The following is a 15,605-nucleotide window of genomic DNA, read 5'->3' on the forward strand; positions in this document are numbered from 1 at the left end:
TGATGTTTTATACTTATAAATCAGGTTAGTTGATGCCGTAAGCGCCAATATAGCTGGTAGGCGCAGGAGAGGTATACAGGATGCCATTCAGGGTTAATCCTGCCGCATGATGACGGAAGAAGTCAGTTTTTCCTTTGCCAATTGCAGGAGAACCCGCAGCGATGTGGAAATTCCAAGCCGTATTAAAATCAGGATTGTCTACTGGATTGGTTACCGGATAATTCAGGAACAATGGATCATTAGATCCTGCAGTTTTTCCAATCACATCATTACTGCCAGCAATAATGTCTGCTGAAGGTTGAAACTGGTTTGTAGTCGTCTGACTCTGGCCATAATACAGGTTGTTGCCAATTAGTGATCTGGCGTCTTCTGGGTTTCTAGTGTCTCTTTTAATCCCAAAACGAGTATTCGCGAAAAGGTTGTTAAACAGGTTAACCCTTACAGTAGCTTCTACCCAGATCGAACCTCCTTTGGCACTAGGTCTGCGCCAGCCGGTATTCACGAAAGTATTGTTATAGGCAACTACAAAGGTTTGTGGGCTTCTGTCGCCGCTGTTTGAAAGTTTCAGCGCATTCGTATTGGTGCTGTACATCAGGTTAAAGGCAACATCCGCCAGACATCCCGATTTTAGGTTGATGGCTTCTCCACCGGTCACTCCTGTAGTATAAAATACATTGTTGGAAAAAATGATCTTTCCACCTTCAATATACGTACAGTCTTCCTGTAAATTTCTGAAAATACTATTGGTGACTACCAGTTTTCCATTTACATTCGAGTACCATAGGGCTGGTAAATTCTCCCCGCTTTTCGCCTTGTAAAGGCTCATTTTTACAGAAGTAGAAGCTGCGGTAGTTGTTGCTCCTGCGTATTCAATAATCGTATGGTTCAACAGTAATTCTGCACAGCTTGGTGCGGCTAAAATTCCTCCCCATAACCGGCCGAATTTATTTTTTGTAGTCCTGGAATCTTCAGGGATGGTGAACTTAATCGGGAATGCTGCAGTACCTTCTGCATATAGATTCCCTTTAACAATGATTTCTGGTTTAGCCGTTGTATCCATAATAACGGTTACGCCCTCTTCAATGGTAAGTGATTGTCCTTCTGGAATGATGATGTCTCCTTTAATGACCTGCGTGCTTCCTCTTTTCCAGGTACCGGAAACTTCACCGATGGCAGAGCCGTTTCCTGTATCAGGATCTACATCGCTATTGGCTTTTTTACAGCTGCTGAATCCGACTACTAATACTGCCAGACCCATCCATATTTTTGTTGCTTTCATCTTGTTTGTATTTTTATGAAATGATCAGTTTTGTATGTGAAATAGTGATAACTGTTTACGAAATGAGGAGGTCGATTATAATTTATAGCGTAGCCCCAATAAGTAAGTTTGTTTATAATAGTCGTTACGGATCAGTGTTTTGCCATTGTATTCAGTTCCTGTAGTTCCATTGGCTTCCGTATTGGTGCCTTTGATGAATAGCTTTAACGGTGTATTCAACAAGTTTCCAGCTTTAACAAATACACTTAAATTGTTCTTGAATTTTTTCTCTGCAGAGGCATCCATCTGGATAAATCCTTGCTGCCACAGGTCGTTGTCTAAGAACTGAGAAATGGTATTGATCCTTGGGCCGGTATAAGAAGCAGCCAATTGTGCATCCCAACCAGTTTTGGGGTCTTTGAAAAGCAGGGATAGGTTGGCAATGTGTGCCGATTGTCCAAATAAAGGCCTGGTCTGATCTACTAAAATCGGATCTAAATCGCCATTTGCATTCCGGATTCTTGATGTTTTAGGCGTGGTGATTCTGGAATGGGTATACGTGTAATTTGCTTTGAATCCGAACTTGTGGATAAACTTGATGTAATCCAGTTCCAATCCATAGTTTTTAGCGGTACCGAAGTTTCCAGGGGTATAATAAGTATCCTGTGGACGAATCGGGTCTGGCTGGAAGGTATATTCTATTGGATTGGCGATGTTTTTATAAAATACACCGACCAATAACTGATCGCTGCTGTTCGGGAATAACTCATAACGAAGGTCAAAATTGTCTGCAATCGCACGTTTCAAATCTGGATTTCCTCTTTCTTTATAGTCGTCCTGAACCACTCCGATTCCTGGAACCAGTTCATAAAAACCAGGACGGTTTAAAGAGCGGAAATAAGAAGCACGAAGGGCCTGGTGGCTGCTCAATTTATATTTCAAATTCATGCTTGGCAGTAGGTCAGTATATATTTGTTTGCCATTCGGGCGAGGCTGTGCGCCTGGAAACAGCATCATATAGCTTTGATTCGTATGTTCCATACGTAAACCACCAATTACCTGCAGGTCTTTTACGGTAAAGTTGAACATCCCATAGGCTGCAGCCGTTTTTTCGGCAGCATCGTAGGTCAGTGCGTTATCTACAGATCCTGTTTGGTTTTTAACATTCCATACAATTTCTGTATAGTTGTTGAAATCCTTGCCAAAAACTGCGGTAGGATTCGCATTTGTTAAGGTATATTGGTTGAAGAAACTGCTGCGCTGTTTGTCGCGGTACATTCCTCCGGCGCTGAACAGTACATTGATTCCGGCAATTGGCTGAGTGTAATCGATGTCCAGATAACCGGCTTTATCTTCTTCTGTACTGCGTTCCCAGCGGCGGGTATAAGCATCACCAATGGCAGGAGCAAAAGTGCGGCGATCCACAAAATTCTCTTTTACACCTAAGATATTGATGATACTTTGATCAGGGCTTTCATTTTTTGCTGAAGAGTATACCGCCGACCAGCGTACTTTCAATTTTTCCGGGATCAGCTGATGCTCACCCTGTAAAGTACTGTTGTAAATCTGCTGCGCTGAGAAACGGGAACGGGTAGAATAAGTGAGTTTGGCATTGCCTATTTCAGGATGGTACTCACTGCTGAAATCTGTTACCTTGGAATCACGCAGCTGTAAGCTGTTCAAATCCACATAAGCATTGTATAAACTCAGTTTATGGTTTTTATTGAAGGTATAGTCCAGTTTGGCATGGGCACCATAGCGTTTCTGCTGTTCAGAGTACTCCCTGTCGTCCTGACTCATAATCGTGCCTACTTTATTTGCGGCAGCTACTACGCTGGAATTGTAAAAAGTACTATTGGCTCCTCTATAGGTATTCTGGTAACTGCCAGCAACTAAGACACCTAGTTTATGGTCCAGAAAACGTTGTCCGATAGATAAACCACCCACTACATTTGGTGCAGGGTGTTTGGTTTTGTAATCCAGCATTCCTGTGGAGAAATCCAGAGGAGTAGCTTTATAATCCTTACCATGCAATTCATAAGGGGATTTGCTGTTGTTCCCACTGTTGTCGAATGAGGTAAATCCGCGATCCAGAAACATCTGGCTATAACCAGTGGCCAGGTTGGCATCAATTTTTAATTTGTTTGGCGCATCTTTCATCACCATATTGATGACACCACCAACGGCATCACCTTCCATATTTGGCGTCAGTGTTTTTGAAACTTCCAATCTTTCCAGCAATTCCGAAGGGAAAATATCCAGCGGTACATAACGGTATTTATTGTCCGGGCTGGGAATTTTAATGCCATTAACCAAGGTGTAACTGTAGCGCTTATCCATACCGCGAAGGATGGCATACTGGCCATCGCCGCTGCTGCTCCTTTCTACAGATACGCCGGATACACGTTGGATTACATTGGCCACAGTCAGGTCTGGAGAAATTTGGATCGCTCTTCCTGAAACTACATTGACCAATTGCAAGGCCTTCTGCTCAATCCTTCTGGCTGTTTTCTCTGAAGATCCATCCCCTTTTGCAGAAACCGTCACTTCATTTAATTCAGCGGCATTGGTTTCTGATAAGTAAATTTTCAATACCGGATTGTCTTCTTTCAGGATGAGGATCTGCTTGAAAAAGCTTTTGTACATTAAGTACGATACCTTTAAGGTATGGGTTCCTGCGGTAGGATGTTTGATCTCAAAGGATCCATCCAGACCGGTTAAAACAGCTTGGTTTGTTTTTTCCAGCTGCACAGATGCACCCACCATTGCCTCTCCTGTTTTCTGGTCGTAAACGTAACCTTTCAGGCTGGTAGCATGCGCGGCTGTAATGCTAAATAATAGGCAAAAAAGAACGGATAATAGTGTCTTCATTTTCTGATTAATTTTGTTGGATTTGTTTATTTTGCTGTTATTCATTTGTTCTCAATAGACAATTTCTGCTGTTTTGTTAACGTTCTCCAAAAATGCCTACTGGCTTTCGAGCTTTAAAATTATGACCGTTAACAAAATGTATACAGCGTTACATGACAGGGATACAAAACGCGTACAGTGTGAACAGGGATTAGTTAAGTAATTGGTAATTAGGTGTTTTTGTGTAACCTAAATCGCCATTACCATTTGATTAGCGTAATGTTACCAAATTGTTAATCACCGTATGTTTCTGGAAATCCATTATAAAGTCTGAATAAATGTGCTCAGATTTTCTCCTTGCGGGAGGTTCAGTTTCTTCCTCAAACGGTACCTTGCTACCCTTAAACTGTCTTGGGAAATGCCAAAAAGAACGGCCATGTCTTTTGAGCTCAGGTTCATTTTTATCAGTGCGACCAGGCGAATATCATTCGCGGTCAGGTCATCACAATGGGCTTTCAAATGGTCAAAAAATGTCTGGTGAATCTGCTCAAACATCCGGCTGAAATCTTTCCAGTGCTGGTCTTGATTAATGTTCTGATTGATGCGCTGGATCAATTGCTGCAAAGCTTTTTTCTGGTCTCTTTTATCGTCTTTTACCAGGCATTCTATGCTGCTGCGGAGTTCTTCCAGAAACTGATTACTCTGAATCGTATGGAGTGTAGTACTGGTGAGTTCCTTGCTTTTTAATTCCAGTGCATCTTTAATGGCGTCTTTTTGGGTTTCAAATAACCGCTGGTTCTGCTCGTTAACCTGCTGCTCATTTTTAATTTTTAAGCGCTGTCTGCTGATGACACTTGCGGCCAGACAAAGGAGGAGTACAATGATGACTATGGTGGCAATGAGCAGGATTCTATCTGCTGATTTTTCCTGTTCAAATTGCGCAATGGCATCGTCTTTCTGCTGGATTTCAAATAAGGTTTGTAATAAAGCGAGCTGCTTGTTATTATCTTCGGTAAAGATTTTAAGAAAGATATCCCGACCCAGTTCGCTGTAATGATAAGCGCTGTCGTAGCGCTTCATCAGGTCAAAAGTTTTGGAGAGATCCCGGAAGGCGCTGCTCAGCTGATATTGGTCATTCATGGCTTTAGCCATACTTTCTGCCTTTTTGGTGTAGTTTAAGGCCTCTGGATACCGCCCCGTTTTCCGGTACACATCACCGATGTTATTGATGATTTCCATCTGTCCATGGAGGTTCTTCTCGATGGCATTTCCTGCCAAGGCCAGCGTATAATATTTCAATGCCGAATCTAAATGTGGCTTATCTTCATAGATACTGCCAATGTTTTCATAGATCTTTGCGATGCCCGTCTGGTCCTTTTCTTTATGGTAAACTGCCAATGCCAATTGCTGGTATTTCATGGCAGCGAGATAGTTCTGGCTTTTCTCATAAGTCTGCCCGATCAGGCCATAAGAATCAGCAATGCCTTTCTGAATACCCAGCTGCTGATACAGTTTTAAAGCCTCCTGATATTTTTCTAAGGCAACGCGATATTGCCTGGCATAATAATACGTTTCCCCAATCTTATTCAGGTTTCCGGCAAGTTGATGGGTCGCATTTTTCTCTCGAAAGATCTTATCCGCCTTATAGTAGTAATTGATGGCCTGAGCATAGGCTGCCTGAACATAAAAAAGGGCTCCGATTTCCTGATAACACAAACCTTCGGTGATGAAATCGTCTTTTTCCAGCGCCTCTTTTAAGGTCTTTTTGATCTTCAGAAAGGAAGTATTCGGCGCCTTGTTAGTCAGGGTGTCTATCGGGTGGAATTTGGGCTTTATGACTTCTTCGGCAGAGGTGGGGAAGGCATAAAGTAAGATAAAACATAGCACTAGGCCGATGTAGTTGTGGAATGGTATGGTAGTCTGTTGTTTCACCTCCTAAAATTATAGTGCAGATATTAAGCTAATGTTAAATCAAGCCGCAATGTGAACTGGCCGAAATGGGGGATTGAAGGGCAAAGATCAGCACCCTTAATGCGCAGCTCGCTCAACTGGATGATGAATCGAAAAATGAATGAGATGGATATTTCAACAATGAAATCCACATTGGTTTGGAAGTTTAAAAAAAAGACCCTGAACATTTAAGCGCTCAGGGTCTTTTTTAATTCATCAACGCTTAAAAGCGTCTATTAAAATCTTAGTTCAGTAAATCTGCAGGAACAGGTTTTTCCAGCAGATGGTCGTAATAGAAACGAATTCTTTCCGCTTTGTCATGCGCTGTTTTCAGACCACCCCAGCCATGACGGCCACCAGGGTAAATCATCAGCTCAAAATGTTTGTTGGCATCCTGCAATTTATCTATTAACTGAATCGTGTTCTGCAGGTGCACATTGTCGTCCATATCGCCATGCATAATGCGCAATAGCCCTTTGTATTGGTTTACGTAAGTCAGCACAGAGCCGTTTTTATAACCTTCCGGGTTTTCCTGAGGCGTATCCATGAAACGTTCTGTATAGTGACTGTCATACAGCTCCCAGCTCGTTACCGGTGCGCCTGCAATACCAAAATCGAAATCATTGGCACCCATGGTTAAAGCCATACAAGTCATGTAGCCGCCATAACTATGACCAGTGATCAATAATTTTTTATGGTCTACATAAGATTTGGCTTTCAGCCATCTCGCTGCAGTTGTATAATCTTTCATTTCCCATTTACCCAGGTTACGGTGCATTAAAGCCACACCTTCTTTACCGAATTGTCCTGAAGCACGGTGATCTACTGCAATCTGGATGATCCCTTCATTCGACCAGTACTGTGGAGCAGTACCTTTCCAGGTATTGGTTACGGTACCTGCATTCGGACCGCCATAAATGCTCATCACCACTGGATATTTCTTATTGACATCAAAATCTGTGGGGTAAGTAATCACTGCCGGCAATTGGTAACCATCATCTGTAGGAATGGTGATCATTTCCGTTTTACCAAAGTTATATTGCGCAAAATCGGCCGACTTACTATCGCCTAATTCCTTGATTACTTTTCCTTCATTGTCTACCAATGTTCTTTTTGGCGGCGTAGTTACATTAGAATAAGTAGTTACAAAATAACGGCCATTTGGTGAAAGCTGGATCTGGTGATTGTATTCCCCAAAAGTCAGTCTTTTCAAGTTTTTACCGCTGTAATCTACGCGGTAAAAGTCAGAACGGGTAGAAGCTTCTTTGCGGGCATTGAAATAAACTACTTTATTTTTCTCATCTACATGAACCAGACTCGTTACCTGCCATTTTCCAGAGGTGATTGGATTGATCAGTTTTCCATCCAACGTATACAGGTAAAAATGTGCCCAGCCTGTTTGATCACTTTTCAGGATATAGTGTTTTTTATCCTGTAAATATTCAATACGACCATCATAATCCAGGTCTACCCAGGAAGGCTGTTTTTCATCGTAAATCTCTGTTTTTACCCCTGTATTCGGATTTACCGAATAGAATTTCAGGTTATCCTGACCGCGGTTCATCCATTGTACCATCATGCTGCTGCCATCATAGCTCCAGTAAGGCGTACCGAAATACTGATCGTCTTTTTCATTGAAGTCTGCCCAGGTAATTGTGCCGCCTGCAACAGGGACGAAACCTATTTTTACTTCCGGATTAGGATCTCCTGCTTTTGGATACCTTGTTTTTTCAACATAACCATGCTGACCGGTAGAGCCATTGATTGGGAACATCGGCACCTTGGTGTCATCGAAATGCATAAACGCAATGTTTTTGCTGTCGGGCGACCACCAGAAGGCTTTGTAGGCGGTAGCCCGGCCCAGAATCTCCTCAAAATATACCCATGACGACCAACCGTTATAAATCACATCAGTTCCATCTGTCGTGTATCTCGTTTCTTTTCCTGTCGCTACATCTACCGAATAAAGGTCATTGTCGCGGGTAAAAGCGATATGTTTTCCATCTGGAGACAGGGTTGGGTTCTTTTCTTCTGCTTTAGTATTGGTCAGTTGTTTTGCGGCTTCTTTTCCGTATTGAATAAAAACATCGTGATTTCTGATGTTCACGTTCACATTGCTCTTCGGGGCAGGAGTATAAGGTGTTCTACGTCCTGTTTTTACCTCCACCGCGTATAATTTACGATCAGAAAGGTCCATTTCAATATAATGGTTGTCGTCAGACCAGCCATTTACCATGTTCATTGGTTTGGTTAATGAGGCCTGGCCCCCCAGGGTTTGTTGCTGGCTCAGCCTTTTCAGCTGCGCCTGTACCGTATAGCTGAAGCAAAACGATGCCGCTAAACCGATAAGTAATGTTTTTTTCATTGTGGTTATAATTGTGTGTTAAGGATAAACCTAATAAAAAAAGGCGCCCTGGTTCAAAGGCGCCTCACAAAAATTATTTACAGCAATGTGCTATAAATTTACAAGATGAAATTCCATCCGAATTCATCCGGAGCAAGTCCGTAACGGATGTCATTTAATGTTTTCGCGATCCCTGCAGAAATGGTACGTGTTGCAGGATCTGTTAAAGTATATAATTTACCTTCGTAACCGATTTCACCGATTGGCGTCACTGTAGCGGCAGTACCAGCTGCAAAAGCATCTGTTAAACGGCCATTTTCAATTCCTTCAATCACTTCTTTTACGCTCACACGTCTTTCTTCCACTTCAATACCGGCATGTTGAGCCAATTTGATAATCGTGTCACGTGTTACGCCGTCTAATACGGTACTTCTTACCGAAGGGGTGACCAGTTTACCATCGATCACAAAGATCAGATTCGCTGTTCCTGCTTCTTCGATAAACTCATGCGTTACTGCATCTGTCCAGATCAACTGGTCAAAACCAGCTTTCGTAGCTTCCGCAAACGGGAATAAGGAACGCGCATAGTTACCAGCAGTTTTGGCAAAGCCTACACCACCTTCATCGGCACGGGTATATTCTGTTTCAATTTTTACTTTTAAAGCTTTGCTGTAGTAAGGACCTGTTGGGGTCGTTAATAAAGCGAAAGTATAGGTATCTGATGCTCTCACACCCAGGTAAGGGTCTGTAGCGAACATAACCGGACGGATGTATAAAGAGTAACCGTCCTGATTAGGTACCCAGTTTTTATCGATATCAATTAAGGCTGCAATACCTTTCATGAAAATATCTTCATCAATAGCTGGCATCGCCATGCGTGCCGCTGATTTATTAAAACGCTCAAAATTCTTGTCCGCTCTAAATACGCTAACCGTATCATCTGGTTGACGGTAAGCTTTCATGCCTTCAAAAATCGCCTGTCCATAGTGTAGGGCAGAGATTGCCGGGCTCATTGGAATCGGGCCGTAAGGAAGCACTCGTAAGTTTTTCCATGCGCCATCTTCATAATCGGCAATAAACATGTGATCGGAAAACACCTTTCCGAAGGGAAGTTGTGAAAAGTCTGTTACAGTTAGTCTGCTTTGTTCAGTTTTCGTAATGGTTATATCCAGTGTCTCGTTCATTTCAATTCGTATTTCTATAGGCAAATCTACTAAAAATTGCCACTCTTATTTGTTTTATTTGCATTTAAAAAGGGGCTTTATTGGTGTTTAACTTACACTAAGCTCCCTTGCTGCTGCCGGTTATCCCCGTAAATCTTTCAGTACGCTGACCACCCATCCTTTGCCCCATTCTTCCATTTGTGCTTCCGTCCATAGGAAAGGGTAGAAGATTCTCTTTTGAAAACGTGGAGGCAGGTATTTCTGCCAGTTCGTGCCACCGGTTGCGGCAATGTCTACCGGATCTCTTTCCAGATAGCGCACTGCGGATTTATAATGCGAAAGCGGCCATTCCACATTCACAAAAAGATCCAGCTTTCTCAGCTCTTCTTCCAAGGCACTGAGCTCTGCTCCCTGACTTTTCAATTGGTGGTAAAGCGCAGAGAAATTGCTATCCTGACGGTCTTTCACCAATTGTAAAAATTGAGTCGCATATTTGTTGATGAACTGCTTTAGGGTGAGCGTTTGCTTGCCGGTAGCCAGTTCTGTCGCGCCAGCTTTCCAATAAATGTTTTCAAATTGTTCCTCAATGGAAGCGTCTTTCAATTCTTCTCTTTTACCTTTCTCAACGAGGCGGATAAAATCAGTTGCAGAAATTTCTATCATCCGGTACTGGCCGGATTGAAAACCACTAGCCGGTAATAATGACATGCGGAATTTCAAAAATTGTTCCTTTTCCATGCCATTTACCATCACCTCAAACGAAGAAACCAAGGCGGTAAAATAAGCGTTGATTCTTTTCACACGATCCGTAAAAAAAGTAACAGTCAAGGTTTCTTTGGCGGCAGCAATCTGGCTGAACTCATGTAAACAAAGTTTAAAATACAGCTCTGTAATTTGGTGATACATGATGAAAATCTCTTCGTCAGGGAAGGAAGTCTTCGGATGCTGCAAACTGAGCAAAGTATCCAGATGAATATAATCCCAATATGTTAAGAAATCTGCATATAATAAGCCATCCAGATAGGCCGACATATCCTGGCCCATCGCTGCATACTTTTCCTGCAGCTTGTCCAGTTTGTCTTTAATTTGTGGGGTCAGTTCCATGATTTAATCGATATTACAAATGCACTGAATGCTCCTTATTACACCTTGTTTATACAGGCAGAACCTTAATTTACCGGGTATCACTCAGATTGCTCAGTGCATTCCCCTGAATTCCTAGTACAATACCCTGAATTTAATGGTATGTTCAATTTTCTTCAGAGATTTAAAAAGTTGTTTGTCGTACTCCGAGTTGATGTCGGTGATCGCATAACCGATCTCCGGGTTGGTCATCAAAAACTGTCCGACAATGTTGATGTCGTGTTTTGCAAATACGGTATTGATCTTTGCCATAATTCCAGGAACATTCTTGTGAATATGGATCAGACGGTGTGATTTCTCAATTCTTGGCAATTGCAGGTTCGGAAAATTGTTACTCAAATGAGTCGTTCCTGTATTCATAAAGTCGATCATTCGCTTAGGAATGAAAGTCAGGTTTCTTGGGTTTGATTTCAAATCATCAAATACCACCACTCCTTGTTTGGTACAAGCAGCCAGATCGATCTTGTTTTTTGATTGTCCGAGATAGCCAACAGTTTTTAGTTTTACCGCTCTGGTCAATTGATCCAGGGTCAGTTTCTCGCCATCTGCCAATAATAGCATGTGCACATCTGCCACATACTTTTCTTCAAATGCAGTTTTATGACGGATGGAAAAACCATCTTTTTTCAGCAAGGCGATGCTTTCCGGATTTACATCCCCGATCACCAGGCATAAAATTCTATTTTTCGGATAAGAAATCGCCCTTGGAAGGTTGTTCACATATAAAAACTCGTCGAAACTTGGCGTTACATGGTCTGCTTTTTTAACGATACTTTCTCTGGAAATGTTCTCTGTAAAAGCATAGAACTTCTTGATCAATCCGCTTTCTCTCAGCTGGAAATCAGAATAGCCATCACCAATACCGTAAAGATTACCTTCCAGGTTTAGCTGCTGCATTAACTTCACTTTGCCACCTTCCTCACTTAAAGGATTGGAATGGTCGTAATCTATAATTTTGCCATCTCCAGTGGTGACAAAGGTGTTGGCATAAATATTCTCTTTTTTGATGTGATATTGGCTCACCACAGGGGTGATAAACTCTTTAAAACCACCAGAAACGATCAAGACTTCATCTGCATGTTTCTTGAAGAAATCCGCATTGCGGGAGAAAGAGGCAGATACCTTTTTCTTTAAGCGCGTAATCAGCTGCTTCAAATGGTCTTCTGTAGCTTCCAAAAGTTTTACCCTTTGCGCTAAGCTCTCGCCGAAGGAAAGTTTTCCCTCCATGGCCAGGTTGGTATAATCCTCAATCTTTTTGAAGATGGCTTCCTTATCAGGATGCTTTTTTAGGGAGATACGGGCCAGCTCATCCAATGCCTCTACCTGTGTAAAGGTGCTGTCGAAATCAATGATGTAAATGTTCTTCTGGTTCATAATTTTAATGAAGTGAAACCTGTTTCAAGGCCTGACAAGTTTCTGCCACACTCTGATCCAAGGGCTTAAAGGTTATTCCAATCGTATCAATTATCTTTTTATTGCTGTATAAACTTTCATTCAGGCTGCTTCTCGCGGCATCACTGGTCAAGGCTGCAGGCTTTCCGGTAAATAAGGAAGCCAGCTTTGCAGCCCTCCAGGCAATGCCCAGCATCCATGGTTTCGCTTCTTTTGATGGTGCTTTGACGCCAAAACCTTTGGCAATCTCGCCAAAGAAACGCTGGTAATTATAATTTTCAGCGGAGATGGTAAAACGTTCCTCGCTGATGCTGCTATCCATTAAAGCAATCATACATTTCGCCACATCTTCCACGTCTACAATACCTGTAGCCCCTTTTGTATAATAAGAAAGACCATCTCTCACCAGTTTAAAGATTGCACCGCTGCCCTCAAATCCAGCTCCGCCACCAATGATGACCGATGGATTCACGATCACCGCATCCAGCCCTTCCGCAATGCCGCGCCATACTTCCATCTCTCCTTCATATTTGGAAATGGCATAACTATGTGCTTTGGAATCGTATTCCCAGAAGTCTTTTTCGGTGATGAGCGCGTCTTTTTTCGCGTTCCCTAATGCCGCCACTGAGCTGACATGTAAGAGCCTCGCCTGATTTTCTACGCAGAGATTGACCACATTACTGGTGCCCTCAATGTTTACTCTCAGTAATGTAGCTTTGTCTTTCGGATCAAAAGAAACCATGGCCGCACAGTGATACACCTGCGAAATACCTTCAAAAGCATCTTCCAGGGTAGAAAATTCGTTCAGGTCTGCTACCACCCAGCTGATCAGGGTATTGTCTTTCAGGATCGCCGGAACCACAGAATGCTCGCGCTTTAATGCACGGAGCTTAATTCCTTGTCCCGTCAGTTGATGTATTAATTCTGCCCCTAAAAATCCAGTAGCACCGGTAACCAATATCATTTCATTATTTTTAGGATGTTCATTAAAATATGATCTCAAAAATAGATATTTGACAGATACATTTATAATACAATATGTCATTATCAGATTTTTTCTCTCCAGTCAACCCCGATAAATTTGCACCGAAACAAGGATTCTATGCCAGTCAGTTAGGTTTAAGGGCAGGATTCTACACCGATAAATTTCCGGAACTTGGGGAAAATCAATATGATATTGCCATTTTTGGTGTGCAAGATGACCGTGCCGCGGTAAATAATGAGGGCTGTGGCCTTGGTCCCGACTATTTCAGGGCGCAATTTTACGCCTTACATGAAGGTGCTTTCGACAGCAGGATCATCGATCTTGGGAACATCAAACCTGGCGCTTCTATTTCGGATACTTATGTAGCGGTAAAGATGGCGGTAGGGGAATTGATTAAATTGAATATCATTCCGGTCATTATTGGCGGCGGACAAGACCTGACTTATGCGCAGTACCTGGCTTATGAAAGTCTGGAGCAAAAGGTAGACCTGGTTGTGGTAGACAGTAAGTTTGACCTCGACGAAGAAGATCAGGAAGGACTGGCTGCAAAATCAGATACCTACCTTAACAAAATATTATTACATCAGCCCAATTACCTGTTTAACTTCAGCAATGTAGGCTACCAGACTTACTTCGTGAATCAGGATAGCTTGAAGGTCATGAGTAAGTTGTATTTTGATGCCCACCGACTGGGAGAATTCAGTAACGACATCACTTTAACGGAGCCGATTATTCGCAATGCGACCATGATTAGCTTTGATATTGGCGCGATCAGATCTTCGGATGCCGTAGCCAATGCCAATGCCGGGCCAAATGGTTTTTATGGCGAACAAGCCTGCCGGATTACGCGCTATGCAGGCATGAGCGACAAGCTGACTTCGATTGGTTTTTATGAGTTTAACCCGGCATTCGACCAGAACGGACAAACCGCTTTATTACTCGCGCAAATGGTCTGGTACTTCATAGAAGGCTTTTATAACCGTAAAAAAGATTTCCCACTCAGCCCGAAATCACAATATCTGATCTATCGCGCCAGCTTAAATGACGGCTCTGGAGATATGCTGTTTGTGAAGAGTAAAAAGTCCGACAGGTGGTGGATGCAAGTCCCTTATCCATCCGGAATTACCAAGAACGAACGCTATCATCTCGTGCCCTGCCGATACGACGATTATACAATGGCCGTGAATGGAGAGATGCCTGATTTATGGTGGAGAACCTATCAAAAGCTATTGTAATTTTATAGGGAAATTCACGTTATTCTGTATACGCTTCCTTATATTTGAAGTATCGACATATAAAACAAATAAATTCTCTGTTTTATTGCGCATTAAAATTTAAACTAACGAAAAAACATATTAAATGAAAAGATCAATCATCGCCGCAATGTGCTTATTGCCAGTTGCAGGTATGGCTCAAGGAAAATTTACCGTTGAAGGTAAAGTAGGAAACTTAAATGCACCTGCAAAGGCTTATATTGCTTATAGAGTAGGATCAGAGCAGAAAACTGATTCAACAGCAATTGTAGGTGGAAAATTTACTTTTCAAGGTTCTTTAGCGGGCATTACTCAGGCACAAATCAGAATCAAACATAATGATCATGTAATTGACCCAAGTGCACGCCCTAATCCTGATGTAGTGGCTTTTTACCTAGAGCCAAAAGTAATTCAGATCGTTGCTCCTAAAGATTCTATCAAGAATGCAGTGGTTAAAAATTCTAAAGTAAATGATGACAATTTAAAATATAAAGAGTTGACTAAAGTACCTAGTACAAAGGGTGCAGCATTAATGGCGGAATACCGTAGTAAAACAGAAGAAGAACGTAAAGATGAAGCGTACATGAAAACGGTATATGCCCGTGATGAAGCGATTCAAAAAGAACTTGAAGCGATCAATGCTACCTTTATTGCAGCAAATCCAGACTCTTACGTGGCCTTAGTAGCTTTCCGTGGTGGTTTAGGAGAGGTTGATCCAGCAGTTGTAGAGCCTCAGTTCAACAAGTTTTCAGCAGCAGTTAAAAACACAGATTTAGGTAAAAATATTGCCAGTATGATCGCTTCGTCAAAAAATACTCAAGTAGGTCAAATGGCAATGGATTTCACTCAAAATGATGTGAATGATAAGCCAGTAAAATTATCTGATTTCAAAGGTAAATATGTGTTACTTGATTTCTGGGCTTCATGGTGCGGACCTTGCCGTCAGGAAAATCCTAACGTAGTTGCGGCCTACAATAAATATAAAGACAAAAACTTTACTGTTCTTGGTGTTTCTTTAGACCAACCTGGTAAAAAAGACGCTTGGTTGAAAGCAATTGAAAAAGACGGCTTAACCTGGACAAATGTTTCTGACTTGAACTTCTGGAACAATGCTGTAGCAAAAACTTATGGCATCCAGTCTATTCCTGCAAATTACTTGATCGATCCAACAGGAAAAATCATCGCTAAAAATATCAGAGGTGAAGAATTGCAAACAAAACTTGCTGAAATCTTAGGAGCGGCAAAATCAAAATAGTTTAAGCTTAAT

General features: G+C 42.1%; 10 protein-coding genes. 2 read left to right on the forward strand and 8 right to left on the reverse strand.

Annotated elements, in window-relative coordinates; all coding sequences use genetic code 11:
• Positions 1-25: 25 nt before the first annotated feature.
• The 8 genes from H9X96_RS07165 to H9X96_RS07200 form a co-directional block, all read right to left on the reverse strand.
• On the reverse strand, positions 26-1,279 hold the full coding sequence (locus H9X96_RS07165; RefSeq protein ID WP_187665646.1) for a right-handed parallel beta-helix repeat-containing protein: 1,254 nt from the start codon (positions 1,277-1,279) through the stop codon (positions 26-28).
• 75 nt (positions 1,280-1,354) lie between these two features.
• The gene (locus H9X96_RS07170) at positions 1,355-4,129 is read right to left on the reverse strand and encodes a TonB-dependent receptor (RefSeq protein ID WP_187665647.1); all 2,775 of its coding nucleotides are present in this window, start codon (positions 4,127-4,129) and stop codon (positions 1,355-1,357) included.
• Positions 4,130-4,429: 300 nt separating this feature from the next.
• Positions 4,430-6,040 (reverse strand): tetratricopeptide repeat protein, encoded by a 1,611-nt coding sequence (locus tag H9X96_RS07175; protein ID WP_187665648.1) that lies wholly within the window; start codon positions 6,038-6,040, stop codon positions 4,430-4,432.
• A gap of 262 nt (positions 6,041-6,302) precedes the next feature.
• Complete coding sequence (locus H9X96_RS07180; RefSeq protein WP_187665649.1) at positions 6,303-8,423, reverse strand: S9 family peptidase; 2,121 nt, start codon at positions 8,421-8,423, stop codon at positions 6,303-6,305.
• Between the two features lie 98 nt (positions 8,424-8,521).
• The gene (locus H9X96_RS07185) at positions 8,522-9,586 is read right to left on the reverse strand and encodes a branched-chain amino acid aminotransferase (protein ID WP_187665650.1); all 1,065 of its coding nucleotides are present in this window, start codon (positions 9,584-9,586) and stop codon (positions 8,522-8,524) included.
• A 120-nt stretch (positions 9,587-9,706) separates the two neighbouring features.
• Positions 9,707-10,669, reverse strand: coding sequence for a tryptophan 2,3-dioxygenase family protein (locus H9X96_RS07190; RefSeq protein ID WP_187665651.1), 963 nt, complete (start codon positions 10,667-10,669; stop codon positions 9,707-9,709).
• 114 nt (positions 10,670-10,783) lie between these two features.
• Positions 10,784-12,082, reverse strand: coding sequence for an HAD-IB family phosphatase (locus tag H9X96_RS07195; protein WP_187665652.1), 1,299 nt, complete (start codon positions 12,080-12,082; stop codon positions 10,784-10,786).
• A gap of 4 nt (positions 12,083-12,086) precedes the next feature.
• The gene (locus H9X96_RS07200) at positions 12,087-13,064 is read right to left on the reverse strand and encodes an NAD-dependent epimerase/dehydratase family protein (protein ID WP_187665653.1); all 978 of its coding nucleotides are present in this window, start codon (positions 13,062-13,064) and stop codon (positions 12,087-12,089) included.
• Between the two features lie 74 nt (positions 13,065-13,138).
• Here H9X96_RS07200 and H9X96_RS07205 point away from each other — a divergent pair, with 74 nt between their 5' ends.
• Positions 13,139-14,320 (forward strand): formimidoylglutamase, encoded by a 1,182-nt coding sequence (locus H9X96_RS07205; RefSeq protein WP_187665654.1) that lies wholly within the window; start codon positions 13,139-13,141, stop codon positions 14,318-14,320.
• Positions 14,321-14,444: 124 nt separating this feature from the next.
• A complete protein-coding gene (locus H9X96_RS07210) occupies positions 14,445-15,593 on the forward strand; it encodes a TlpA disulfide reductase family protein (RefSeq protein WP_187665655.1) in 1,149 nt (382 codons plus the stop codon).
• Positions 15,594-15,605 lie beyond the last annotated feature (12 nt).

The organism is Pedobacter sp. N36a (genome assembly GCF_014472395.1).
Lineage (GTDB): Bacteria > Bacteroidota > Bacteroidia > Sphingobacteriales > Sphingobacteriaceae > Pedobacter.

Bases quoted from the DNA above. Each gene is read 5' to 3' on its own strand.
- H9X96_RS07165 (WP_187665646.1), bottom strand. From the start codon at position 1,279: ATGAAAGCAACAAAAATATGGATGGGTCTGGCAGTATTAGTAGTCGGA.
- H9X96_RS07170 (WP_187665647.1), bottom strand. From the start codon at position 4,129: ATGAAGACACTATTATCCGTTCTTTTTTGCCTATTATTTAGCATTACA.
- H9X96_RS07180 (WP_187665649.1), bottom strand. From the start codon at position 8,423: ATGAAAAAAACATTACTTATCGGTTTAGCGGCATCGTTTTGCTTCAGC.
- H9X96_RS07185 (WP_187665650.1), bottom strand. From the start codon at position 9,586: ATGAACGAGACACTGGATATAACCATTACGAAAACTGAACAAAGCAGA.
- H9X96_RS07190 (WP_187665651.1), bottom strand. From the start codon at position 10,669: ATGGAACTGACCCCACAAATTAAAGACAAACTGGACAAGCTGCAGGAA.
- H9X96_RS07195 (WP_187665652.1), bottom strand. From the start codon at position 12,082: ATGAACCAGAAGAACATTTACATCATTGATTTCGACAGCACCTTTACA.
- H9X96_RS07200 (WP_187665653.1), bottom strand. From the start codon at position 13,064: ATGATATTGGTTACCGGTGCTACTGGATTTTTAGGGGCAGAATTAATA.
- H9X96_RS07205 (WP_187665654.1), top strand. From the start codon at position 13,139: ATGTCATTATCAGATTTTTTCTCTCCAGTCAACCCCGATAAATTTGCA.
- H9X96_RS07210 (WP_187665655.1), top strand. From the start codon at position 14,445: ATGAAAAGATCAATCATCGCCGCAATGTGCTTATTGCCAGTTGCAGGT.